Raw genomic sequence first — 21,914 nt, 5'->3', positions numbered from 1 at the left:
TAATGGTCATGGCGGCAGTCACATCAGGAAGGCGGTCAGTACGAAATCCAGCGCCAGGATCGCGATCGACGAGGCGACCACGGTGCGGGTGGTGGCGTAGGCCACACCCTCGCTGGTCGGTGGCGTGGTGAAGCCCTGGTACACCGCGATCAGGGACACCACCGCGCCGAACGCCAGGCTCTTCAGCAGCACGCCGTTGACGATATCGGTGTGCACGTCCACTTGCGCCGTCATGTTCGACCAGAACGTACCGTTGTCGATGCCCAGCCAGGTCACGCCAACCAGATGGCCGCCGAATATCGCCATCGCGCAGAATACGCAGCACAGCAGCGGCATCGCGATCAGACCGGCCAGGAAGCGCGGCGTGGCCACGTAGGCGACCGGATCGACCGCCATCAATTCCATCGCATCGATCTGGTCGGTGGCGCGCATCAGGCCGATCTCGGCGGTGATCGACGTGCCGGCACGGCCGGCGAACAGCAGCGCCGTGATCACCGGACCCAGCTCTCGATAGACCGCCAATGCCACCACCATGCCGCTGGCCGAGGTACCGCCGAAGATCGACAGCACGTGATACAGCTGCAGCATCAGCACCATGCCGACGAACAGGCCGCAGACCATGATGATGGTCAGGCTCATCGCACCGACAAACCAGAGCTGGCGGATGGTCTCGCGGAAGTAACGCAAACTGCGCGGAACCGCCGCCAGCAAGGTCAGCAGGAACAGACCGCAACCACCGATTTGCGTCAGCGCCTGGGTCACTACGTTGTTGCCTTGCGGCGTGTACCGGTTCATTTCGCGACTCCGGAAAAACCCAGTGCCTGTGCGTAATCGTCCGCCGGATACTGGAACGGCACGGGGCCGTCCGCTTCGCCGCCGAAGAACTGCCGCGTCCACGGCGAACCATCGTCGGCGATGGTCTTCGGGTCGCCCTGCGCGACCACCTTGCCGTTCGCGATGAGCAGCACGTGCTCGGCGATCTGCCGCACGGCAGCCAGCTCGTGCGCCACCAGCACGCTGGTAATGCCCAGGGTCTGATTCAGCGTACGGATCAACTTCAGCACCTGGTTCAGCGCCACCGGATCGAGTCCCACGAACGGCTCGTCGTACAGGATCAGCATCGGGTCGAACACGATCGCCCGCGCCAGCGCCACGCGACGCGCCATGCCACCGGACAGCTCGCTCGGAGTCAGCCGCGCGGCACCGCGCAGGCCCACGGCCTGGAGCTTCAGCAACACCACGTCGCGGATCAGCACCTCGGGCAATTTCGTATGCTGACGCAGCGGAAAGGCGACATTCTCGAACACGTCGAAATCGGTCAGCAGGGCCGAGTTCTGGAACAGGTAACCGATGCCCTCGCGCAACTTGTACAGCTGTTCGCGCGACAGCTCGGCCACGTTGCTGCCGTTGACTTCGATCGTGCCGGCATCGGCATGCATCTGCCCGGTGATGTGCTTGAGCAGGGTGGTCTTGCCGGTGCCGCTGGGCCCCATGATCGCGGTGATCTTGCCGCGCGGGATGTCCATGTCCAGCGAGTCGAAGATGGTCTTGCCATTGAGTACCGTGGTCAGTCCACGGATCCGCACCAGGATGGTGTCGTCAGACGTGGCGCGAACGGGATCGGTCATGGGCGGCAAATACAGTCGGGGAGTTGCACAAGGTAGCCGAAGCGCGTTTCGAAGGCCATGCGGGAAGTCTCACCGGGAAACTCAGGCTTCAGCCGCCAGCAGGTCGGCGATCAACCCTTCGTGCCGCTGCCACTGCAACGCACCGCGCAGACGCACCGCCCGCACGATCGCCTGCAGGTCGGCCAACGCATTCTCGAACGAGTCGTTGACCAGGATGTAGTCGAACTCGTGTGCGTGGGCGATTTCCCCGCGCGAGTTGCGCAACCGGCGCTCGATCACCTCGGCGCTATCCGAACCGCGTCCGCGCAGGCGCCGCTCCAGCTCCGCCCGCGAGGGCGGCAGGATGAACACGCTGACGCAATCGGGCTTGCTGCGACGGATCTGCTCGGCGCCCTGCCAGTCGATCTCCAGCAGCACGTCACGCCCCTGAGCCAGCAACTCCTGCACCATGGTCCGCGAGGTGCCGTACAGGTTGCCGTGCACCTCTGCGTGCTCGAGGAAGATGCCCTCGGCTACCTCGCGCTCGAATTCGCTGCGCTCGACGAAATAATAATGCCGCCCGTACAACTCGCCCGGGCGGGGCGGACGGGTGGTGTGCGAGATCGACAGCGAGATCGCCGGCTCGCGTTCCAGCAGGGCATTGACCAGGGTGGACTTGCCCGCGCCCGAGGGTGCGGCGACCATGAACAGGGTGCCTTCAACGGACATGATGCGCACCTCCGTGCACCCGCTCGACGCCGGGGCGGCAGCCGCCGGGCTCAGGGGCCGAAACCCGCGTGATACACGTCTTCATTCGATGTTCTGCACCTGTTCGCGCATCTGCTCGATCAGCACCTTCAGCTCGACCGCGGCGTTGGTGCTGCGCGAGTCGACCGACTTGGAGCCCAGGGTGTTCGCCTCGCGGTTGAACTCCTGCATGAGGAAATCCAGTCGGCGACCCACCGGCTCCTTCAGGCCGAGCACGCGCCGGGTTTCGCCGATGTGCGTCGTCAACCGGTCGAGTTCCTCGTCCACGTCGGTGCGGGTGATCTGCAGCACCAGCTCCTGCTCCAGCCGACCCGGCTCCACCGGCTGCTTCAGATCGGCCAGCCGCGTCTCCAGCCGGGTACGCAGGGCCGCACGGATCTCCGGCATCCAGCCGCGCACGTCGGCCACCACCCGCTCGACCGCATCGAGCTTGTCACGCAGGATCTCGCCCAGCTTCTCGCCCTCGCGCTCACGGGTCGCGGTGAGCGCGTCCAGCGCACGATCCAGCACGTCGAACAGCGCAGCCTGTTGCGCCTCCGGATCCGACTCGGCCTGTCGCATCACGCCGGGGAAGCGCAACAGCTCGGTGAACTGCACCTGCAGGCCGGGGAACAAGGCGGTCATGTCGAGATTCAGCTCGGCCAGCCGGGACAGCAGCGCGCTGTTGACCTGCAACGACTCGCCGGGCGCGTCACTGGCCCGACGCACGGTCAGGTCGAGCTTGCCGCGCGACAGCTTTGCCGCCACACGCTCGCGCAGCTGCGATTCGAAGGCGCGCAGGTCGTCGGGCAGGCGCGGGCTCAATTCCAGGTAACGGTGATTGACCGTGCGCAATTCGCAACTGAGCGTACCGGCGGGACCGGTGGATTCGGCACTGGCATAAGCCGTCATGCTGCGGATCATTGGGGCGGCGTCCGGACGTGGAGAAAGAGCGCAATGGTAAACTCTCCGGTCACGCCTTGCCCAATCCGGCCAAGCGACGCCAGGAACCACCCCATGAACTCCGTCACCCGCCCCAGTGGCCGCGCCAGCGACCAGCTGCGCACCGTCAGCATCGAACGCCACTACACCCGCCACGCCGAGGGCTCGGTACTGGTGAGCTTCGGCGACACCCGCGTGCTGTGCACCGCCAGCATCGAGGACCGCGCCCCGGCCTGGCTGCGCGGCAAGGGCGAGGGCTGGATCACCGCCGAGTACGGCATGCTCCCGCGCGCCACCAACACCCGCATGCAGCGCGAAGCGGCGCGGGGTGGCCAGGGCGGCCGCACGATGGAGATCCAGCGCCTGATCGGCCGCTCTCTGCGCGCCTGCGTCAACCGGCAGGCCCTGGGCGAACGCGTGATCACGCTCGACTGCGACGTGCTGCAGGCCGACGGCGGCACCCGCACGGCGGCGATCACCGGCGCCTACGTGGCCCTGGTCGATGCGGTCAACCTGCTGATGAAGCGCGAGAACCTCAAGCGCAACCCGATCGTGGGCGCGGTCGCCGCCGTCTCGGTCGGCATCTATCAGGGCATGCCGGTACTGGACCTGGACTATGCCGAAGATGCCAATTGCGACACCGACATGAACGTGGTGATGAACGACGGCGGCGGCTTCATCGAGGTGCAGGGCACCGCGGAAGGACATGCGTTCCGCCGGGACGAGATGGACGCGCTGCTGGCGCTGGCCGAACAGGGCATCGGCGAGCTGGTCATGGCGCAGCGCGCGGCGCTGGCCGAATAAGCCGGGGAGTCCGTACATGATGCAACGTGTGGTTTTGGCCAGCGGCAACCGCGGCAAACTGGCGGAGTTCAACGCCCTGCTGGCCGACAGCGGTCTCGAAGTCGTGACGCAAGCCAGCCTCGGGGTGGACGACATCGAGGAAACCGGCCTGAGTTTCGTCGAGAACGCGCTGCTGAAGGCGCGTCATGCCGCCAGGATCACCGGCCTGCCCGCACTGGCGGACGATTCCGGCCTGTGCGTGAATCACCTGGATGGCGCGCCGGGCCTGCATTCGGCCCGCTATGCCGGCGGCCATGGCGATGCGGCGGCGAACAACGCGAAGCTGCTGCGTGAACTGGCCGGCGTATCGGATGAACGACGCCGCGCATTCTTCATCTGCGTGCTGGTGCTGTTGCGCCGCGCCGACGACCCTGCCCCGCTGATCGTGGAAGGCCGCTGGCACGGCCGCGTGCTCGAGGTGGCGCGCGGTGTCCAGGGCTTCGGTTATGACCCGTTGTTCCTGCCCGATGGGCAGGCGGTCAGTGCCGCCGAACTCGATCCGGCCACGAAGAACCGGCTCAGCCATCGCGGCCAGGCGCTGGCGGCCCTGCGCGCGCGACTGGCCGGACAGCCCGCATGAGTCTGCTGGCGCCCCCGTTGTCGCTGTATATCCACATGCCGTGGTGCGTGAAGAAGTGCCCGTATTGCGATTTCAACTCGCACGGCCTGCGCAACGAGCCGCCCCCCTACGCCGACTACATCGACCACCTGCTCGCCGACCTGGATGCCGACCGCAGCGACTTCGCCGCGGCGCTGGAGGGTCGTCCGATCCTCAGCATCTTCTTCGGCGGCGGCACGCCGAGCCTGTTTTCGGCCGAACTGATCGATCGCCTGCTCGACGGCGTGCGCGAACGCGTGGCGCTGGCCGATGACGCCGAGATCACCCTGGAGACCAATCCCGGCACCGTCGAACACGGCCGCTTCGACGGTTATCTGGCGGCCGGGGTGAACCGGATCTCCTTCGGCGTGCAGAGCTTCGACGACGACAAGCTGCGCCGCCTCGGCCGCATCCATTCGGCCGGCGAGGCCGAGGCGGCGGTGAAGTCGGCGCAGGATGCCGGCTACCGCAATATCAATCTCGACCTGATGTACGCACTGCCGCTGCAAACGCTGGACGGCGCCCTCGCCGATGTCGAGCGTGCGCTGGCGCTCGAACCCACGCATATCTCGCACTACCAGCTGACCCTGGAGCCGAATACCGCGTTTGCCGCCAACCCGCCACCGTTGCCGGACGATGATCATGCGTGGGCGATGCAGGAGGCCTGTGAAGCCCGGCTGGCCGGCGCCGGCTACGGTCAGTACGAGATCTCCGCCTATGCGCGGGCGGACCGGCGCTGCGCGCACAACCTCAACTACTGGCGCTTCGGCGACTACCTCGGCATCGGCGCCGGCGCACACGGCAAGATCAGTGATGCCCACAGCGGCCAGATCCATCGCCGCTGGAAGACCCGCCACCCACGCGCCTATCTCGATGCCGCCGGCGGCGCTGCGCGCCTCGGCGGCGACCAGCGGATCGACCCCGCCGAGCTGCCGTTCGAGTACATGCTCAACGCCTTGCGGCTGGTCGACGGCGTGCCGATGACGGACTTCGCCGAGCGCACCGGCCTGCCGGTCGACCGCATCGCCACCGCGCTCGGCGCCGCGCGTGCTTGCGGCTGGCTGCACGACGACCCGGACCACCTGCATACCACCCCGCTGGGCCAGCGCTTCTTGAACAACGTGATCACCAGCTTCATGGAGTGAAGACCCCTTCACACCGGGCCCTCACGGTTGGGCATAGACTCAAGTCACAAGTCTGGTCGCCGATAACTGGGTGCCATGAACACTGATTGCCTGAATTCGCCGCCTTCGGATCACGCCAGCCCCGGCCAGCATCCCGATGCGCGCTGGCCACCGCGAACCCGACGTCTGCTTGGCGAATTGCGCGTGCTGTGCGGCAAGTGGTTGCACAAGCCGCTGCTGCGAAGCCTCGATCACTTCGACATGTGCCTGCACCAGCAGGCAGAACGCAGCCGCAGCCACCTGGACCAGACGCATTACCTGGCCACCCGGCAGCTGCTGATGATGGAACGCCAGACGTTCGACGAGCGCTTCATCGCCAGCATCGACCAGGCGTTCGACCGACTGGGCCAGCCAGCGGCGGAGCCGGTGGCTCGTGCCAGGCAGGCACTGAGTCTGGTCGATCCGACGGAGCACGAGCTGACCACCTCGATCGATCAGCTGGTCGCGCGCAGCGAGGCCCGCGGCGGAGCCCAACTGGTCGAACTGGGCTACCGGCTGGCCGCGCTGATTGCCTCGGCACCGCTCGAAGGCGCAAGCGTGCCGATCGGCCCGCAGGCGATGGCCAGGGCATTCTGCGACGCCAGCAAGATATTGGAGCTGCCGAGTCAGCACGAGTTGTTGCTGCTGCAAAGCCTGGAAAGCAGCCTGATCCAGGAACTGACCTCGCTGCACGAGCTGGCCAATGCGCATTTGCAGGCCGACGGCATCCTGGCGTGCCTGCGGCCGTTTGCGCTGCCGCGTGCCACGCCCCGGCGCGAGCGCACATCGGAAAAGGCCGCCCCCGCCGCAACAACTGCGCCACCGGACAGCGAGCCGTCACCCGCCGAAGCACCGACGATGCAGGACAGCCCGCCCGAGCCCCCCGCGCAGGCCTCCGCTCTTGCGCGAGCCGACCTGCCGGCCAGCGGCACCGTCAGCAATGCCGAGCTGCAGGTCGCGCTGGCCGCACTGCAGGACTATCTCGTGCAAGCCGACGAGCAGGCCCGTCGCGCCCTGCGCGACCCGCAGCATCTGCGCGAGGAACTGCTCATCCAGCTCAACGTCGGACGCTCCGGCGATGCCGCACGTGCCATTCTCGGGACCGAGCAGGACGACGCCCTGGAAATGATCGCGCGGCTGTTTGAACAGATTGCGCAGCAGCTGCCACGGAGCCGCGAAGCGCAAACGTTGCTGGGCAATCTGCAGTTGCCGATGCTGCGCGCGGCATTGAACGACCACCGATTTTTCGAGCAGCACGAGCACCCGGCACGCAAGATGCTGGGCAGGATCGCTGAAATCGCCCGCGACTGGCTCGATGACGCCAACGGCGAGACCGACCGCACGCTGCGCACCAAACTGGGCCAGCTGATCGAACGTGCAGGACGCGAGCCACCTGGTGCCAGCCTGTACATCAACCTGCTGGATGACATCGAGCAGTACCTGACCCAGCTGCAGCACAAGACCCGGCTGGCCGAACGCCGTCAGGTCGAGGCGATGCAGGGACTGGAACGGCTGGAGCAGGCACGCCACCGCACCGCCGAACTGCTGGGCATGCGTTTTGCCCCATCCTCTGCGCAATGCCGGCGACTGGGCCAGCTCGATCGCGCCTGGTCCGACGTGCTTGCGCTGACCCTGTTGCGACACGGCGAACATAGTGAAGTCTTCGATACCCGGCTGGTGGTCACCGACCAATTGCTCGGTGCCCTGCCCGTCGGTGACCGGGGCAAACTGCTGCATGAAGTGGATGCCGGCCTGCGCCAGATCGGGCTGCACGGTGACGAGGCCGCTCAGGTGGCGCAGCGGCTGATCGATGCCCGCCACACCGAGCCCGGCCGGGATGCCGGTGCGGCTGATGTTGCGGGCAGCGGGCCCACCGAACGAAGGGGTTCGCCCGACCAGCGGCAGCGGGGCGTCGCCGAAATCACTACCGATAACGCGTCCGTCGAGCCCAGTCCCGAGGTATTGCGCATCCATCGACACCTGCGTTCGTTGCCGGCCGGGGTCTGGTTCGAGTTCGTGGATCCTTCCGGCGAACGCGGCAAACGCCGCCGACTGGCCTGGTATTCGCCGCTGACCGGGCACAGCCTGTTCGTTACCCGCAGCGGCCATCGCGCCGAGGAATTCAACCAGCTGCAACTGGCGCATGAAATCTCCTGCGGCCACATGCGTGAGGTTGCGATCGACCACGATGAGGACATGCTCGATCATGCATGGCGTGTCGTCTCCGAGGAGCTGGCCTTGCCCCATTCGCATCGTCCGCTCGCTCCCGGGGCGAGCTCATGAACCAGGCCAGTCAGGACCAGGCTCAACGTGACCAGCGCAGGAAACAACGCAAGCCGGTCGATTTCGACGCCGTCGTCACCGACGTCATCACGGATCAGCCGTTCGGCCGGATCGGCAACCTGTCTGCCACCGGCATGCTGCTGATCAGCCCCACGGCACCGCAAGACGAGGCGATCTATCAGCTGCGCCTGCCCTTGCCCGACAACGGCAGCGGCAGCGGCCAGGTGCATATCGATGTGGGGGTACAGGAGCAGTGGCACGACCAGGCGGCCTCGGCCGACCTGATATGGGCAGGCTATCGCATCATTGCAATCAGCGATGCCGACGCCACGCGGCTCCACGCATGGCTGGAACAGCCGGATTGACGCCTGCGCAGCACGCTCGTTCAGGTTGGAAGTGCCCCCACTCGACGACGCAAGAGCCCGTCTTGCCGGGCACGGCACCGATTCGGCGAATATGGCGTACGTGCGGCATCCGGCATAGACTGAGCCCTCCGGGGAAAAGACAGGTTCTTGCATGGATGTCGGACAGGATCGACGCCGCTCGCTCGCGCCGCACCAGCCCGCTCGCCTCACCAGCGGGCGCTGGCCTGCGCGTGCGGAGCGTTTGATCGAAGCCAGCTATGCCTCGTGCATCGAGGGTTTGCATGAACCCGTGCGGCATTGCATGAGCGAGTTCGAGCAAAAGCTGTTCACCCTGGCCGACCATGCCCTGCGCGCGGACGAGCAGCAGGATCTCTTTGCCAGTCGTCAACGCGTGCTGCAGGATCGAACCACCTTCCAGCAACGTTTTCTGGAAGCGCTCGCCACCGCGTTCAATGAACTGGGCAATCCGGCCACCCCGCCAGTCGCTGCTGCGCTCGAAGCGAAGCCGTGGCAGTCGCTGGAGCTGCTCGACCCGGTCGTGCAGGAGCTGTCCATCGCGCTGACCCAGCTGGGAGCGCGTGGCGAAGTGCGCCACAGTGGCGTGCTGCACGAACTGGGTTACCGGCTCGCCGTGCTGATCGGCGCGCCACCGCTGGAGGGCCCGGCGCTGCCGTTGGGGCCGCATGCGCTGGCGCAGGCATTTCATCGAGCCAGCGCCGAGCTGGAGCTGCCACTGAAGCATCAGCTTCTGCTGTTGCAACTGTTTGATCAATGGGTGATTTCATCGCTGGCGCCGCTGTACGGCATCATCAACGCGCAGCTGCAGGCCGATGGCATCCTGCCGCAGATCCGCAGCATTCCGATTCCCCGACATATCACCAAGCGTGCACGTTCCGCCGGCGCGGAAACGGCGCCGGCAGCTGAACCGGCAGCGGCTTCGGAGAAGACGGCAAAACCCCAGAGCGGGGGTGCCGGCGGCGATTCCATCGAGGTGCTGGAGTCCCTGCGTGACCTGCTGGCGCAGCGGCGGGCCAGTCAGGGAGGCATCCCCGGCCAGCCCGCCGGTCGCGCTGCCAGCGAGGATGAACTGCAGTCCGCGCTGGGCGCGTTGCAGCAGCATCTGGCCAAGGTCACCGATCACGCCAGCCGTGAACTGCGCAGTGCGGCGCGCCTGCGCGAGGAACTGCTGACCCAGCTCAATCTCGGCAAGCCCAGCGACGCTCCCCCGACCCAGCTCAGCGCAGAACAGGGCGATACCGTGGAGCTGGTCGCCGGATTGTTCGAGCAGCTCGGCCAGCAACTGCAGCAGGGCGGCAATGCCCGCGGCCTGCTCAGCAACCTGGAGCTGCCGGTGCTGCGCATGGCGGTCGCCGATCATGCCTTTTTCGAGAAGCGCGAGCATCCGGCGCGGCAGTTGCTGGAGACCGTCGCCACGGCGGCCAACGACTGGCTCGACGGCAGCGATGACGAGAGCAACCGTCCGCTGGCGACCAAGCTCGAACAGCTGGTCGGCCGCGCCAACCAGGAGCCGCCCAGCACGGGCCTGTACACGACCCTGCTGGCCGACATCGAACACCATCTGGCCCTTCTCACGCGCAAGGCGCAGGCCGCCGAGCGCCGTCACGTGGAGGCCGCACAGGGTCGCGAGCGGCTGGATCAGGCGCGCCACCGTGCCAGCGAGCTGATGGCCGAACGTTTTGAGCAATCGCCACCCCGTGGCCTGCTGCGCGCCCTGCTGGATCGCGCCTGGTCGGACGTATTGGCACTGACCTTGCTGCGCCATGGCGAGGACAGTGATGCGTTCCGGACGCAACTGGCGATTACCGACCAGTTGCTCGGTCGCCTGCCCACGAGCGACTGGCTGCAGCTGCAACAGGACGTGGAAAGCGGGCTCCAGCAGATCGGCATGCATGCCGAGGAATCGGTGCAGGTCGCGCAACGGTTGCTCGGCGCGGGCAAGCCCGATCCGGTCGTGCCGCTTCCCAGCGCCACCGATCTCGCGCTGCGCCTGAAACAACATCAGCGGCTGGGTGAACAGCATGCCGCGCATGAGCCGCTCGCTGCCGGCCCGGCATCCCAGTCACCACCGACGCCGCCACCTGCCATCACACCGCGCGAGCTGCATATCCAGCAGCACCTGCGCGAGCTGCCGTTCGGCAGCTGGTTCGAATTCGTCGATCCGACCAATGGGCAGATCGTGCAGCGCAAGCTGGCCTGGTATTCGCCGATGTCCGGACGCTGCCTGCTGGTCAGCCGACGTGGCCAGCGGGGTGAAGAAATGACCCTGACCCAGCTCGCACGCGAAATAGCCAGTGGCCGCGTATGTGAGGTCCCGCCGCAGCGCGAAGGCATGCTCGATCGCGCCTGGCGCAGCCTGACCGGCAGTCTGCGCCAGGCCAGCGGCGCCCGGCGCGCCAATCCGCAAGAGTCCGATCGCCGATGAGCAGCAACGACAGCGCCAGCAACCAGCGTCGCGCCGAACGCAAGCGCGCGGCCACGAATGCCATCGTGACCGACGTGATCAGTGGCCTGCCGATCGGTCACCTCGGCAACCTGTCCAGTACCGGCATGCTGCTGATCAGCGGAAAGGCCCCCCGCAGCGAGGCGCTCTATCAGGTCAGCGTCGCGTTGCCGGCGAGTGGCCGGGCGCTGCTGCAGTCGCAGCCGATCGAGATCGGTATCCAGGAGCAATGGCACGAGCAAGCCGCCAGTTCGGGGCAGATCTGGGCCGGCTTCCGGATCGTGGCGATCACCGATATCGATGCCGTCCGGCTCGAAGGCTGGCTTGCCGAGGCGTGATCCGCCGGTCGACTGGAACTGTCGACGTCAGCGCGTCATCATGGACGTTCGCCTCCCAGACCCCCGGGCCCTGCCGCGTGCGCGTGCTGCTGAAGCGGCCGACCCAGCCGATCGCAGACGTCATCATGTACGCCTATCGATGGCATGGCCCCTTTCCGCAGGAACCCCCATGCACGATCGACTCGCGACGCTTTATCCGCAGCACCTGGCCACCGTGCGCGAGCATGCCGACAAGGCGCTGGCGCTGGGTGGCTTCGACCACCTGCTGATCGCCGCCGGCATGCCCGGCCTGAAATTTCTCGATGACCTGCACTATCCGTATGCGGTCAGCCCCCACTTCAAATACTGGCTGCCGCTGACCGGCGCACCGGGCAGCTGGATCGTCCACACCCCGGGCGCGAAGCCGAAGCTGATCTTCCTGCAGCCGCGCGACTACTGGCATGTGGTGCCGGACGCGCCCAGCGGTTACTGGGTGGATTCGTTCGACATCGTGATCGTGCGCACGGCCGAAGACGCCGTCGCCCAGTTGCCGCAAGGTCGCTGTGCGGTCATCGGCGAAGCCACGGCCGGGGTGGCCGGCATCGTGATCAACAACCCGCAGCCGGTGATGGACTACCTGCACTACTACCGGGCGTACAAGACGCCGTACGAGCTGGTGTTGATGCGCGAGGCCAGCCGCATCGGTACCCGCGCGCATCGTGCGGCCGAGCAGGCCTTCCGCATGGGCGAGAGTGAACTGGGCATTCACCAGGCTTACCTGGCCGCTGCCGGCCAGATCGACGCCGAGCTGCCGTATGCGAGCATCGTGGCACTCAATGAGCACGGTGCCGTGCTGCATTACACCGAGTTCACCCGCACGCCGCCGCAGCCGGCGCGCTCGCTGCTGATCGATGCCGGGGCCAGTGCCCGCGGCTATGCCAGCGACATCACCCGCACCTATGCCGCAGCCGATGCCGGCGAGTTCCAGGCACTGATCGATGCGATGGACGCGGCCCAGCAGAGTCAGGTCGCGATGGTACGCAGCGGCCGCCCCTATGCCGATCTTCATCTTCACGCCCATCACCAGCTGGCCGGCGTCCTGAACGAGCACGGCTTCATCCGCATGAGTGCGGAAGCCGCCGTGGCCAGCGGGGTTACCCGCGCGTTCTTCCCGCACGGACTGGGTCATTCGATCGGTCTGCAGGTGCATGACGTGGCCGGTTTCGCCCGGAACGATCGCGGCGACACGATTGCCCGCCCGGACGGCCATCCATTCCTGCGCATGACCCGCACGCTGGAACCGAACATGGTGGTGACGATCGAGCCGGGCCTGTACTTCATCGACATGCTGCTGGCCGAACTGCGCGACAAACCGGTGGCCAGGGACATCGACTGGGCGAGGATCGAGGCATTCAAGCCTTACGGTGGCATCCGCATCGAGGACGACGTGGTGTGTACGGATGACGCACCGGAGAACATGACCCGCGATGCGTTCGCGTTGAACTAGCTCGTATCGGGCCGGCAGGAACACCATCGCGTTGCTGCCGGCAGCGGCGATCCGCCGCTGCGACATCGCTCCACGTCATCGCAGCGGCGATGCGGCGTATGCTTGCACCAAGCCAATGCACGGACACGTCGCATGCCCAGTTCCGCGGTTTACGTTTCGTCGCCCGCGAATTCAAGCACCCCGTCACGACCGCTGCGTCGGCTGACACTCGAACTGTTCGGCCTCATCGCGCTCAAGCTGGAGCTGCTCATGCTGATCTGGTGGGTCGCGTTCGCGCCGCACGCCAGACCCGACGTCAGTCCGGCGATGGTTGCCGATCGGCTGGCCCCCGCTTCCCCTGCATTGCCGGAACACCGACCATGATCATCGATACCGATGTCGTCACGCTGTCGCGCCTGCAGTTTGCACTGACCGCGCTGTACCACTTCCTGTTCGTGCCATTGACGCTGGGTCTGGTCTGGATGCTTGCCGTGATGGAGAGCGTCTACGTGATGACCGGGCGTGAGGTGTGGAAACGCATGGTGCAGTTCTGGGGCGTGCTGTTCGGCATCAACTTCGCGATGGGTGTGGCCACCGGGGTGACCATGGAGTTCCAGTTCGGCATGAACTGGGCCTACTACTCGCATTACGTCGGCGACATTTTCGGCGCGCCGCTGGCGATCGAGGGGTTGATGGCGTTCTTCCTCGAGGCCACCCTGGTCGGCGTGTTCTTCATGGGCTGGGAGCGCATCTCGCGGGTCAAGCACCTGTTGGTGACCTGGTTCCTAGCCCTCGCCACCAGCCTGTCCGCGCTGTGGATCCTGATCGCCAACGCATGGATGCAGCATCCGGTGGGGGCCGAATTCAACCCACAGACGATGCGCATGGAAGTGACGTCGTTCTCCGACGTGCTGTTCAACCCGGTGGCACAGGACAAGTTCGTGCACACGGTGAGCGCCGGCTACGTGATGGGGGCGATGTTCGTGCTGTCGATCAGCGCCTGGTACCTGCTGCGCGGTCGCAACGTGGATTTCGCCAGGCGCTCGATGACGGTGGCCGCCAGTTTCGGCCTCGCCGCCGCGCTGTCGGTGGTGGTACTGGGCGACGCCTCAGGCTACACGGTGTCGCTGAACCAACAGATGAAGATGGCCGCGATCGAGGCGATGTGGCATACCGAGCCAGCACCCGCCCCGTTCACGCTGATCGGCATCCCCGACGTGCAGCAGCGCACCACCCACTTCGCGCTGAAGATCCCCTGGGTCATGGGGTTGATCGGCACCCATTCGACCGACCAGACGATGCCCGGCATCGCCGAGCTGGTGGACACTGCCAAGGGGCGCATCAGCAACGGCATCCCCGCCTACGACGCGATGCTGATGCTGCGGCAGGACCGGAACGACCCACAGGCCAAAACCACGCTTGCCGCGCACGAGCAGGATCTCGGCTACGCCCTGCTGCTGAAGAATTATGTCGATGACCCGCGCCAGGCCACGCCGGCGGATATCCAGAAAGCCGCGGACAGCACGATCCCGAACGTGCCCGTGCTGTTCTGGGCCTTCCGCATCATGGTCGGCTGCGGCTTCTATTTCATCGCGCTGTTTGCGCTGTCGTTCTGGAAGGCCAGCAAGCGCCATCTGGACACGCCACGCTGGTATCTGCGCGCGGCGCTGTGGAGCCTTCCGCTGCCCTGGGTCGCCGCCGAGCTGGGCTGGATCGTCGCCGAATACGGCCGTCAGCCCTGGGCGATCGAGGGCATCCTGCCCACCGCGCTGGGCGTGTCCTCGGTAACTGCCGGTCAGGTGCTGACCTCACTGGGCGGCTTCGTGCTGTTCTACAGCGCACTGGCGGTAGTCGACGTGATGCTGATCCTGAAGTTCACCCGCAAGGGTCCGGACGGGCTGGGCCTCTGGCCTCCCGCCGACGCCGCCGCGCTCGGCCACTGAGGATATCGATATGCTCGACTACGCCACGCTGCGGGTGATCTGGTGGGCCCTGCTGGGCACCTTGCTGATCGGCTTTGCGATCATGGATGGCTTCGACTTCGGGGTCGCCGGCCTGCTCAAGGTGCTGGGCCGCGACAACGAGGAACGGTTGGTGCTGCTGGAGGGCATCGAGCCGACCTGGGAAGGCAACCAGACCTGGTTCATCCTGGGCGGGGGCGCGACGTTCGCGGCGTTCCCGATGCTCTACGCGGTATCGTTTTCCGGCATGTACCTGGCCATTTTCCTGGTGCTGCTGGCCTTCATCCTGCGCCCGGTCGGCTTCAATTTCCGCGGCAAGATCCACGATCCGCGCTGGGCCAGCCTGTGGGACTGGGTGCTGGTGGGCTCGGGCATCGTTGTCATGCTGATCTCCGGCGTGGCCTTCGGCAACCTGTTCCTGGGCCTGCCATTCCGCTTCGACGACGATCTGCGGATGACCTGGCAAGGTGGCCTGCTCGACCTGCTGCACCCGTTCGCCCTGCTCACCGGGCTGGTATCGCTGAGCATGTTGCTGGCCCATGGTGCCTGCTGGGCCGCGCTCAAGGCCGACCACGTGATTGCGGCGCGGGCGACCAGGATCGCTCGCTGGATGACGCTCTCCTACGCGGTGTTCTATGTCGCTGCCGGCATCTGGCTGGCCTACGGCATTCCCGGCTATGCCGTCACCGGCACCGCGATAAGCGAAGCGGTGTCCAATCCGCTGTACAAGCAGGTGGCCCGGGGCGGCAGCTGGTTCGCCAGTTACATGCAGTATCCGGGGTTCTGGCTCGCGCCCCTGCTGGCCCTGACCTCGGCGGTGGCGGTGCAGATGCTGATTGCCCGGCGCAGCATCGCCGGCTTCATCGCCAGCAGTCTGATGGTGGGCGGCACGATCGCTTCGGCCGGGTTCGCGCTGTTCCCGTTCCTGCTGCCCTCGAGCCTCGACGCCCGCTCCAGCCTGACCCTGTGGGATGCCTCCTCCAGCCGCGGCACCCTGCAGCTGATGCTGGTGGTGACGGCCATTTTCCTGCCGATCATCATCCTGTACACCGGTTGGGTGTACCGCGTGATGCGGGGACGGGTCACCCTGGAACAGGTGCGCAAGGCGCACGGCGGCTATTGAACGGCGACCACGGTCGCTTCCGCACCGACACGAGGACAACCTGCATGTGGTATTTCGCCTGGATCCTGGGACTGGGACTGGCCTGCGCCTTCGCCATCCTCAATGCGATGTGGTACGAGGTACATGCCACCGACGAGGCCCATCGGCGGCCCATCGATGCCGACCTGCCGGACGAGCTGAGCTAGCCGCGAGTTGTGAGCAGCGCCTCGATCGCGTCCGCGTCCTTCGGCATCGCCGCGGTGAGCACCTCGTTGCCCTCGCGGGTGACCGCCACGTCGTCCTCGATGCGGATGCCGATGCCACGCCAGCGCTCGGCCACCGAACGGTCGTCCGGCGCCACGTACAGGCCCGGCTCCACCGTCAGCACCATGTCGGGCTCCAGCAACCGCGATTCGCCGTCGATCCGGTAATCCCCCACATCGTGCACATCCAGCCCCAGCCAGTGACCGGTCTTGGCCGGGAAGAAGCGCTGGTAGCTGCCCTCGGCCACCGCCGCTTCCGCATCGCCCTTGAGCAGGCCGAGCTGGCACAGGCCTTCGGTCAGCACCCGCACGGCCATGGCATGCGCGGCGTCGAACGGCCGGCCGGGCCGGACTTCGTCGATCGCCGCCAGCTGGGCGGCCAGTACCACTTCATAAAGCGCCCGCTGCTCGCGGCTGTAGCGACCGTCGACCGGGAACGTGCGGCAGATGTCGGACGCATAGCAGTCCAGTTCGGCGCCGGCGTCGATCAGCAGCAGCTCGCCCGCGCGCAGCGGCGCGCGATTGCTCTGGTAGTGCATCACGCAGGCATTCGCGCCGCCGGCGACGGTGGGGGCGAATGCCGGCACCGCGCCGCGGCTGCGTATCACACTCAGCAGTTCGGCCTCGACCTCGTATTCGTGGCGATCCGGCCGTGTCACCCGCAAGGCGGCCAGATGTGCCTCCACCGCGATGACTGCCGAGGCACGCATCAACTTCAACTCGGCGCGCGATTTGAACAGCCGCAAATCATGCAGCAGATGGCCGAGCGCCACGAACTCCTTCGGCACCACCCCGCCACCGCGCAACTGGCGCAGTCGGCGCACCCAGCCGAGCAGTTGCGCATCGAATTCCGGTTCGCGGCCGAAATGACAGTAGACCCGGCCACGACCCTCGATCATGCCGGGCAGGATGTCGTCGATGTCATCGATCGGAAACGCGTCGTCCATGCCGTAGTCGGCCACCGCCTGTTCGGTGCCGATCGTGCGGCCATGCCAGCGCTCGCGCGCGGAGTCGCGCTCGCGGCAGAACAGCACCGCTTCGCCATGCTGGCGCCCGGGCAACAAGGCCAGCACCGCGTCGGATTCGGGAAACCCGGCCAGATAGTGAAAATCCGAGTCCTGCCGGTACGGCCAGGCCGCATCGGCATTGCGCATGCGCTCGGGCGCCGCGGCGACAAGCAGCACGGCATCATCGCCGGCCATCTGCATCAGCTGGCGCCGCCGCCGCGCGAACTCGTCCGCCGTGATCGCCAGCGCGGCCAGCTTCGGCGCGCTGGGGATCAATGCAGGGTGCCGCGGGTGGAAGCGTCGCGCGCCGCGCATTCGGTATGCAGCAGCATGGCGGCGACCCGCACGAACTCCTGCACCTCGATCAGCGCGTCCTCGTCCTCGCTTTCATTGCCGAAATCGAACGCGGAGGCGGCGACCGTGCCCAGGTCACGCAGGATCTCCTGCGCCTCCTCCGACAGCTGCGCGTGGGCGCCGGTCCCGGCCAGGCCGAAGCCACCGAGGAAACCGCGGCACCAGTCGACCATCGCCTCGGCGCGCTCGGTCAGCGGCCGGTCGTCCTCGGGCAGCAGCGGCTCGAAACCCAGTTCCGGGTCGAGCAGCTCGCTTTCACACTGGCTGGCCAGACGCTGGAGCAGGGCCTGGTCTTCCGGCGACGGGTCGGTCGCCTCGCCGTCGAGCTGCAAGGCAGCCAGTACCGAAGTGCCGCGCAGGGAACCGCCCCCGGCCAGATAGCCGCACAACGAGCCATGCAATTCGCTGGCCTCGGTACCCAGGCGCAGGCGCATGATCAGTGCATCGATTTCGTCGTGGCCCACAAGCCCGCTTGCCGTCATGGAGATGCTCCCGCTGGAATTGACCGCCAGTTTAATGCAGCACGCATGCCTTCCCTCGCCCTGCCAACGGCTCCGCTGATTTCCGCCGACGTCCTGCTATAGTTTCGGGCATGAGCACGCCTGATCATGTTGACCCCGTCCACCAGGAATTGGCCGCACTGAGCCAGCAGCTCGATCGCCTGCTCGACACCGTGCGCCGGCTCAACGAGGAGAACCGCAGCCTGCGTCAGAGCCAGGAGCAGTTGTCCGGTGAGCGGGCAGGTCTGCTGGCCCGCAACGAGCAGGCCCGCAGCCGCGTCGAAGCAATGATCCAGCGGTTGAAATCGCTTGAAAGCAATGGTTGATAGAGCCCATGTCCAGCAGTGAACCGGTCGCACTGCGACTGATCGACCGCGAATTCCTGATCGCCTGCGCGCCGGAAGAGCGCGACGGCCTGCTCGAGGCAGCCGGCTTCCTCGACCGCAAGATGCGCGAACTGCGGGCGAACGCGAAAGCACCCAGCTTCGAGCGGCTGGCCGTGCTCACCGCCATCAGCGTCACCCACGAATTGCTGACCCTGCGCAAGCAGCACGACAGCCAGGAGCAGCGCCTCACCGATGGCCTCGCCGCCCTGCGCAGCAAACTGGATCTCGCGCTCGACGGCGACCCACGGAAATCCTGAACCCCGGGTCGCGGATGAACCCCGGTTGCCACGATCAGTGGCGCATTCCGGGACAAGCGCTTAAAATGAAACCCGGCGTTTTCTGCGATGTGCGCCAGCACACTCTTACATTTGCCTTGTTCCTAATTACGGCCCCGGGTCGGCTTAACATGGCTGTTGTGCATGTCCGCCACGTGCGGAAAGCCTTGAGGTCATGTAGCTCTCCCACCTGATCCATCTTGGATCAAGGTCGTTTGGTGGGCAGCGGCATCGCGGTTGACGCCACTTCATTCCCTGCCCCGGTTGTCGCCCACGGCGACGACCGGGATCAGTCGCCCGCAGCGACGTCCGCCGGGCGCGCTTTTCGCCTGGAGACGCCCGACAACGTGGACGCCCCCGCCCAACGCCGCCAACTGCGCCAGGATCTGGCGGAGCGCCGTCGAGCCCTCAGCCCGCCCGAGCGGATGGCTGCGGCGCAAGGCCTGCGCCGCAGCCTGGAGCTGCTGCCGGAATACCTCACCGACGCCCGCGTGGCCGGCTACTGGGCCAGTCAGGGCGAGCTACCGCTGAACCTGGTGATTGCCCCGCTGGCGGCACGCGGCCAGCAGTTCCTGCTGCCGGTGATCGGCAAGGGGCGCCGGCTGCGCTTCGCGCCATGGCAGTCCGGCGAGGAGGTACAGCCGAATCGTTTCGGCATCCCCGAGCCGGTCGCCCCCGCACAGCTGTTCGAACCATTCCAGCTCGATCTGGTACTCGTGCCGTTGCTGGGTTTCGATCGCCGCGGCAACCGGCTCGGCCATGGCGCCGGTTACTACGATCGCAGCTTTGCCTTTCTCAACGAGCAGGTGCGCCCGACCGAACCGTTGCTGGTCGGCATCGCCTACTCGTTCCAGGAATTGCCGCGGCTCGAGGAGCAGGACTGGGATGTCCCGCTCGATTTCGTCGCCACCGAACGCGAGCTGATCGATTGCAATCCCCAGGCGCACCCATGAATCACTGGTTGATGAAATCCGAACCCGAGGCGTTCTCGATCGACGACCTCAAGCGCAAGAAGCAGGAGGCCTGGGACGGCGTACGCAACTACCAGGCGCGCAACTTCATGCGCGACGGCATGCGCCCCGGCGACCAGGTGTTCTTCTATCACTCCAACTGTGCCGTACCGGGAATCGTCGGCATCGCCGAAGTGGCCACGGATGCGTATCCCGATCCCAGCCAGTTCGATCCGAAGAGCAAGTATTTCGATCCGGGCAGCTCGCGCGACAACCCGCGCTGGATGCTGGTCGACGTGAAGTTCGTGCGCAAGCTGAAGCGCACGATCAGCCTGGACGAACTCAAGGGCCATGACGCGCTGGTCGAGATGCCGCTGCTGCGCAAGGGCAACCGGCTGTCGGTGATGCCGGTGGATGCCGCCGACTGGAAGTACATACTCGCGCTGGAAAAGGCCTGACCCTCCCTGGCGCGCACCACTCCAATTCACACCCGGAATCGATCCCATGAGCAACGCCAACGAAAAACGCCAGGCCGGTGAGGCCGCGATCCGTTACGTCGAGGACGGCGCCATCGTCGGCGTCGGCACCGGCTCCACCGTCGCCTTCTTCATCGAGGCGCTGGCCGACCTGAAGGATCGCATCCAGGGCGCGGTATCCAGTTCGGAGCAATCCACCGCGCAGTTGAAGCGGCTCGGGATCCCGGTGCTCGATCTCAACAGCGCCGGGCCGCTGACGATCTACATCGATGGCGCCGATGAGTGCGACCCGCACAAACGCCTGATCAAGGGCGGCGGTGCGGCGCTGACCCGCGAGAAGATCGTCGCGGCGGCGAGCGAGAAATTCGTCTGCATCATCGACTCGAGCAAGCTGGTGAAGCTGCTCGGCACGTTCCCGGTGCCGATCGAGGTGATTCCGATGGCGCGCAGCCTGATCGGTCGCGAGATCGTCAAGCGCGGCGGGCAGCCGGTGTGGCGCGACGGCGTGGTCACCGACAACGGCAACTGGATCATCGACGTGCACAACTGGCAGATCACCGATCCGGTGGCGCTGGAGAGCGAGCTCAACCAGCTGCCGGGCATCGTCACCGTGGGCCTGTTCGCGCGGCGGCCCGCCGACGTGGTGCTGGTCGGCGACCGCGTCCTGTAAGGCCCGCCTGCCTCGGCGGCATCTGGAAAACGGCCCTGACGGGCCGTTTTTTTTGTCGCGTCGCACGGCGCGCGCCACACCTTCAACCTACCTGCCCTGCGCGGGTTCAAACCGCGGCGACTGCTGCAGGGCAAGCCACCGGAACGTCGGCTTGCGGAAACGAAAAAGCCCGCCGAGAGGCGGGCTTTTGACCGTGTCAGCCTGCATGACTGCAGACGATCGGATCGGGATATGGCAGCCCCGGATGGATTCGAACCACCGATGCCTGAGTCAGAGTCAGGTGCCTTACCGCTTGGCGACGGGGCTATAAAACGGATTTTAGCGCTTGGAGAACTGGGTCGCGCGACGCGCCTTGTGCAGACCGACCTTCTTGCGCTCGACTTCGCGGGCGTCGCGGGTCACGAAACCGGCCTTGCGCAGCGGCGACTTCAGCGCTTCGTCGTATTCGATCAACGCGCGGGCGATACCCAGGCGGATCGCGCCGGCCTGGCCGGTAATGCCGCCGCCAGCGACGGTGACCGTGATGTCGAACTTCTCGGTGTTCTCGGTCAGTTCGAGCGGCTGGCGCACGATCATGCACGAGGTCTCGCGACCGAAAAACGCCTCAAGCGTCTTGCCGTTGACCACGATCTCGCCCTTGCCCTTGCGCAGGAACACGCGGGCGGCGGAGGTCTTGCGGCGGCCAGTGCCGTAATTCTGCTGGATCGTCATGATGGGTCCTTAGAGTTCCAGCGCCTGCGGCTGCTGTGCGGTATGCGGATGTTCGGCGCCGCCGTAGACCTTGAGCTTGCGGTACATCTCGCGGCCCAGCGGGTTCTTCGGCAGCATGCCCTTGACGGCGATCTCGATCACCCGCTCCGGGTAGGTCGCCAGCAGATCCTTCAGACTGGTGGTCTTCAGGTTGCCGATGTAGCCGGTGAAGCGGTGATACTTCTTGTCGTCCAGCTTGGCACCGGTGACGGCCACCTTCTGCGCGTTGATCACGACGATATAGTCGCCGGTGTCGCAATGCGGGGTGTATTCCGGCTTGTGCTTGCCGCGCAGACGACGGGCGATTTCAGTCGACAGGCGACCGAGCGTCTTGTTCGTGGCATCGACCACGAACCAGTCGCGCTTGACGTTGTCTGCATTGGCGCTAAAGGTTTTCATTTCAAATAC

At 66.2% G+C, this 21,914-nt stretch carries 25 protein-coding genes, 1 tRNA gene and 1 other RNA gene; 18 read left to right on the top strand and 9 right to left on the bottom strand.

Annotated elements, in window-relative coordinates:
- Positions 1-18: 18 nt before the first annotated feature.
- The 4 genes from mlaE to ACFPPA_RS02270 all read right to left on the bottom strand — a co-directional run bounded on the left by mlaE (position 19) and on the right by ACFPPA_RS02270 (position 3,278).
- Entirely contained in the window at positions 19-795 is a 777-nt protein-coding gene (gene mlaE, locus ACFPPA_RS02285; protein WP_377316872.1) for a lipid asymmetry maintenance ABC transporter permease subunit MlaE, read from the bottom strand.
- Positions 792-1,628, bottom strand: coding sequence for an ABC transporter ATP-binding protein (locus ACFPPA_RS02280; RefSeq protein WP_377316870.1), 837 nt, complete (start codon positions 1,626-1,628; stop codon positions 792-794). The genes mlaE and ACFPPA_RS02280 overlap by 4 nt, the downstream gene beginning before the upstream one ends.
- A gap of 81 nt (positions 1,629-1,709) precedes the next feature.
- Entirely contained in the window at positions 1,710-2,336 is a 627-nt protein-coding gene (gmk, locus tag ACFPPA_RS02275; RefSeq protein WP_377316868.1) for a guanylate kinase, read from the bottom strand.
- An 81-nt stretch (positions 2,337-2,417) separates the two neighbouring features.
- Positions 2,418-3,278: a YicC/YloC family endoribonuclease gene (locus ACFPPA_RS02270; RefSeq protein ID WP_377316866.1), complete on the bottom strand. Its 861-nt coding sequence runs from the start codon at positions 3,276-3,278 to the stop codon at positions 2,418-2,420.
- A gap of 93 nt (positions 3,279-3,371) precedes the next feature.
- Between ACFPPA_RS02270 and rph the strand changes: the two genes are divergently transcribed.
- The 12 genes from rph to cydX all read left to right on the top strand — a co-directional run bounded on the left by rph (position 3,372) and on the right by cydX (position 16,081).
- Complete coding sequence (gene rph / locus ACFPPA_RS02265; protein WP_377316864.1) at positions 3,372-4,100, top strand: ribonuclease PH; 729 nt, start codon at positions 3,372-3,374, stop codon at positions 4,098-4,100.
- A 19-nt stretch (positions 4,101-4,119) separates the two neighbouring features.
- Positions 4,120-4,719 carry an RdgB/HAM1 family non-canonical purine NTP pyrophosphatase gene (rdgB, locus tag ACFPPA_RS02260; protein WP_377319424.1) on the top strand — a complete coding sequence of 200 codons (600 nt, stop codon included), beginning with the start codon at positions 4,120-4,122 and terminating at the stop codon, positions 4,717-4,719.
- On the top strand, positions 4,716-5,882 hold the full coding sequence (gene hemW / locus ACFPPA_RS02255; protein WP_377316862.1) for a radical SAM family heme chaperone HemW: 1,167 nt from the start codon (positions 4,716-4,718) through the stop codon (positions 5,880-5,882). The genes rdgB and hemW overlap by 4 nt, the downstream gene beginning before the upstream one ends.
- A 75-nt stretch (positions 5,883-5,957) precedes the next feature.
- Positions 5,958-8,183, top strand: a complete 2,226-nt coding sequence (locus ACFPPA_RS02250; RefSeq protein ID WP_377316860.1) for a DUF1631 family protein — start codon at positions 5,958-5,960, stop codon at positions 8,181-8,183.
- The gene (locus ACFPPA_RS02245) at positions 8,180-8,548 is read left to right on the top strand and encodes a PilZ domain-containing protein (RefSeq protein ID WP_377316858.1); all 369 of its coding nucleotides are present in this window, start codon (positions 8,180-8,182) and stop codon (positions 8,546-8,548) included. Before ACFPPA_RS02250 ends, ACFPPA_RS02245 begins: the two co-directional genes overlap by 4 nt.
- A 151-nt stretch (positions 8,549-8,699) precedes the next feature.
- Entirely contained in the window at positions 8,700-10,991 is a 2,292-nt protein-coding gene (locus ACFPPA_RS02240; RefSeq protein ID WP_377316856.1) for a DUF1631 family protein, read from the top strand.
- Positions 10,988-11,347 (top strand): PilZ domain-containing protein, encoded by a 360-nt coding sequence (locus ACFPPA_RS02235; protein WP_377316854.1) that lies wholly within the window; start codon positions 10,988-10,990, stop codon positions 11,345-11,347. Before ACFPPA_RS02240 ends, ACFPPA_RS02235 begins: the two co-directional genes overlap by 4 nt.
- Before the next feature lie 169 nt (positions 11,348-11,516).
- Positions 11,517-12,833 (top strand): Xaa-Pro dipeptidase, encoded by a 1,317-nt coding sequence (pepQ, locus tag ACFPPA_RS02230; RefSeq protein ID WP_377316852.1) that lies wholly within the window; start codon positions 11,517-11,519, stop codon positions 12,831-12,833.
- Positions 12,834-12,965: 132 nt separating this feature from the next.
- Positions 12,966-13,196, top strand: a complete 231-nt coding sequence (cydP, locus tag ACFPPA_RS02225; protein WP_377316850.1) for a cytochrome oxidase putative small subunit CydP — start codon at positions 12,966-12,968, stop codon at positions 13,194-13,196.
- Positions 13,196-14,755 carry a cytochrome ubiquinol oxidase subunit I gene (locus ACFPPA_RS02220; RefSeq protein WP_377319423.1) on the top strand — a complete coding sequence of 520 codons (1,560 nt, stop codon included), beginning with the start codon at positions 13,196-13,198 and terminating at the stop codon, positions 14,753-14,755. The genes cydP and ACFPPA_RS02220 overlap by 1 nt, the downstream gene beginning before the upstream one ends.
- Positions 14,756-14,765: 10 nt before the next feature.
- Positions 14,766-15,896 (top strand): cytochrome d ubiquinol oxidase subunit II, encoded by a 1,131-nt coding sequence (gene cydB, locus ACFPPA_RS02215; RefSeq protein WP_377316848.1) that lies wholly within the window; start codon positions 14,766-14,768, stop codon positions 15,894-15,896.
- Positions 15,897-15,940: 44 nt separating this feature from the next.
- Positions 15,941-16,081 (top strand): cytochrome bd-I oxidase subunit CydX, encoded by a 141-nt coding sequence (gene cydX, locus ACFPPA_RS02210; protein WP_377316846.1) that lies wholly within the window; start codon positions 15,941-15,943, stop codon positions 16,079-16,081.
- Here the strand turns inward: cydX and ACFPPA_RS02205 are convergent.
- Together ACFPPA_RS02205 and ACFPPA_RS02200 are read right to left on the bottom strand one after the other, a co-directional pair.
- A complete protein-coding gene (locus ACFPPA_RS02205; RefSeq protein WP_377316844.1) occupies positions 16,078-17,460 on the bottom strand; it encodes an aminopeptidase P N-terminal domain-containing protein in 1,383 nt (460 codons plus the stop codon). The genes cydX and ACFPPA_RS02205 overlap by 4 nt on opposite strands.
- On the bottom strand, positions 17,418-17,981 hold the full coding sequence (locus ACFPPA_RS02200; protein ID WP_377316842.1) for a UPF0149 family protein: 564 nt from the start codon (positions 17,979-17,981) through the stop codon (positions 17,418-17,420). The genes ACFPPA_RS02205 and ACFPPA_RS02200 overlap by 43 nt, the downstream gene beginning before the upstream one ends.
- A 110-nt stretch (positions 17,982-18,091) precedes the next feature.
- On the opposite strand from ACFPPA_RS02200, the gene ACFPPA_RS02195 reads away from it, so the two are divergent.
- The 6 genes from ACFPPA_RS02195 (at position 18,092) to rpiA (ending at position 20,756) form a co-directional block, all read left to right on the top strand.
- Positions 18,092-18,325, top strand: coding sequence for a TIGR02449 family protein (locus ACFPPA_RS02195; protein WP_377316840.1), 234 nt, complete (start codon positions 18,092-18,094; stop codon positions 18,323-18,325).
- An 8-nt stretch (positions 18,326-18,333) separates the two neighbouring features.
- Complete coding sequence (locus ACFPPA_RS02190) at positions 18,334-18,642, top strand: cell division protein ZapA (RefSeq protein ID WP_377316838.1); 309 nt, start codon at positions 18,334-18,336, stop codon at positions 18,640-18,642.
- Positions 18,643-18,718: 76 nt separating this feature from the next.
- Positions 18,719-18,904, top strand: a non-coding RNA gene (gene ssrS / locus ACFPPA_RS02185) — 6S RNA.
- Positions 18,905-19,007: 103 nt separating this feature from the next.
- A complete protein-coding gene (locus tag ACFPPA_RS02180; protein ID WP_377316836.1) occupies positions 19,008-19,613 on the top strand; it encodes a 5-formyltetrahydrofolate cyclo-ligase in 606 nt (201 codons plus the stop codon).
- Positions 19,610-20,068 carry an EVE domain-containing protein gene (locus tag ACFPPA_RS02175; protein ID WP_377316834.1) on the top strand — a complete coding sequence of 153 codons (459 nt, stop codon included), beginning with the start codon at positions 19,610-19,612 and terminating at the stop codon, positions 20,066-20,068. Before ACFPPA_RS02180 ends, ACFPPA_RS02175 begins: the two co-directional genes overlap by 4 nt.
- 46 nt (positions 20,069-20,114) lie before the next feature.
- On the top strand, positions 20,115-20,756 hold the full coding sequence (gene rpiA, locus ACFPPA_RS02170) for a ribose-5-phosphate isomerase RpiA (protein WP_377316832.1): 642 nt from the start codon (positions 20,115-20,117) through the stop codon (positions 20,754-20,756).
- Between the two features lie 232 nt (positions 20,757-20,988).
- On the opposite strand, the gene ACFPPA_RS02165 is transcribed toward rpiA, so the two are convergent.
- The 3 genes from ACFPPA_RS02165 to rplM form a co-directional block, all read right to left on the bottom strand.
- Positions 20,989-21,062 (bottom strand) — tRNA-Gln (locus ACFPPA_RS02165).
- Between the two features lie 12 nt (positions 21,063-21,074).
- A complete protein-coding gene (rpsI, locus tag ACFPPA_RS02160; RefSeq protein WP_377316830.1) occupies positions 21,075-21,467 on the bottom strand; it encodes a 30S ribosomal protein S9 in 393 nt (130 codons plus the stop codon).
- A gap of 9 nt (positions 21,468-21,476) precedes the next feature.
- The gene (rplM, locus tag ACFPPA_RS02155; RefSeq protein ID WP_077440973.1) at positions 21,477-21,905 is read right to left on the bottom strand and encodes a 50S ribosomal protein L13; all 429 of its coding nucleotides are present in this window, start codon (positions 21,903-21,905) and stop codon (positions 21,477-21,479) included.
- Between the last annotated feature and the right edge of the window lie 9 nt (positions 21,906-21,914).

The sequence above is a fragment of the Rhodanobacter ginsengisoli genome (assembly GCF_042657065.1).
In the GTDB taxonomy this organism is placed as follows: domain Bacteria; phylum Pseudomonadota; class Gammaproteobacteria; order Xanthomonadales; family Rhodanobacteraceae; genus Rhodanobacter; species Rhodanobacter ginsengisoli.
Note: the sequence above shows the minus strand (reverse complement) of the source record. Positions and strands in the feature narration are given on the sequence as shown.

Coding starts and splice junctions, on each gene's coding strand:
- rdgB (WP_377319424.1), top strand. CDS start 4,120: ATGCAACGTGTGGTTTTGGCCAGCGGCAACCGCGGCAAACTGGCGGAG.
- ACFPPA_RS02270 (WP_377316866.1), bottom strand. CDS start 3,278: ATGATCCGCAGCATGACGGCTTATGCCAGTGCCGAATCCACCGGTCCC.
- ACFPPA_RS02250 (WP_377316860.1), top strand. CDS start 5,958: ATGAACACTGATTGCCTGAATTCGCCGCCTTCGGATCACGCCAGCCCC.
- cydP (WP_377316850.1), top strand. CDS start 12,966: ATGCCCAGTTCCGCGGTTTACGTTTCGTCGCCCGCGAATTCAAGCACC.
- mlaE (WP_377316872.1), bottom strand. CDS start 795: ATGAACCGGTACACGCCGCAAGGCAACAACGTAGTGACCCAGGCGCTG.
- rpiA (WP_377316832.1), top strand. CDS start 20,115: ATGAGCAACGCCAACGAAAAACGCCAGGCCGGTGAGGCCGCGATCCGT.
- rph (WP_377316864.1), top strand. CDS start 3,372: ATGAACTCCGTCACCCGCCCCAGTGGCCGCGCCAGCGACCAGCTGCGC.
- ACFPPA_RS02280 (WP_377316870.1), bottom strand. CDS start 1,628: ATGACCGATCCCGTTCGCGCCACGTCTGACGACACCATCCTGGTGCGG.
- rpsI (WP_377316830.1), bottom strand. CDS start 21,467: ATGACGATCCAGCAGAATTACGGCACTGGCCGCCGCAAGACCTCCGCC.
- ACFPPA_RS02240 (WP_377316856.1), top strand. CDS start 8,700: ATGGATGTCGGACAGGATCGACGCCGCTCGCTCGCGCCGCACCAGCCC.
- gmk (WP_377316868.1), bottom strand. CDS start 2,336: ATGTCCGTTGAAGGCACCCTGTTCATGGTCGCCGCACCCTCGGGCGCG.
- ACFPPA_RS02245 (WP_377316858.1), top strand. CDS start 8,180: ATGAACCAGGCCAGTCAGGACCAGGCTCAACGTGACCAGCGCAGGAAA.
- ACFPPA_RS02205 (WP_377316844.1), bottom strand. CDS start 17,460: ATGCGCGGCGCGCGACGCTTCCACCCGCGGCACCCTGCATTGATCCCC.
- ACFPPA_RS02200 (WP_377316842.1), bottom strand. CDS start 17,981: ATGACGGCAAGCGGGCTTGTGGGCCACGACGAAATCGATGCACTGATC.
- cydX (WP_377316846.1), top strand. CDS start 15,941: ATGTGGTATTTCGCCTGGATCCTGGGACTGGGACTGGCCTGCGCCTTC.
- hemW (WP_377316862.1), top strand. CDS start 4,716: ATGAGTCTGCTGGCGCCCCCGTTGTCGCTGTATATCCACATGCCGTGG.
- ACFPPA_RS02195 (WP_377316840.1), top strand. CDS start 18,092: ATGAGCACGCCTGATCATGTTGACCCCGTCCACCAGGAATTGGCCGCA.
- cydB (WP_377316848.1), top strand. CDS start 14,766: ATGCTCGACTACGCCACGCTGCGGGTGATCTGGTGGGCCCTGCTGGGC.
- ACFPPA_RS02235 (WP_377316854.1), top strand. CDS start 10,988: ATGAGCAGCAACGACAGCGCCAGCAACCAGCGTCGCGCCGAACGCAAG.
- ACFPPA_RS02175 (WP_377316834.1), top strand. CDS start 19,610: ATGAATCACTGGTTGATGAAATCCGAACCCGAGGCGTTCTCGATCGAC.
- ACFPPA_RS02190 (WP_377316838.1), top strand. CDS start 18,334: ATGTCCAGCAGTGAACCGGTCGCACTGCGACTGATCGACCGCGAATTC.
- rplM (WP_077440973.1), bottom strand. CDS start 21,905: ATGAAAACCTTTAGCGCCAATGCAGACAACGTCAAGCGCGACTGGTTC.
- pepQ (WP_377316852.1), top strand. CDS start 11,517: ATGCACGATCGACTCGCGACGCTTTATCCGCAGCACCTGGCCACCGTG.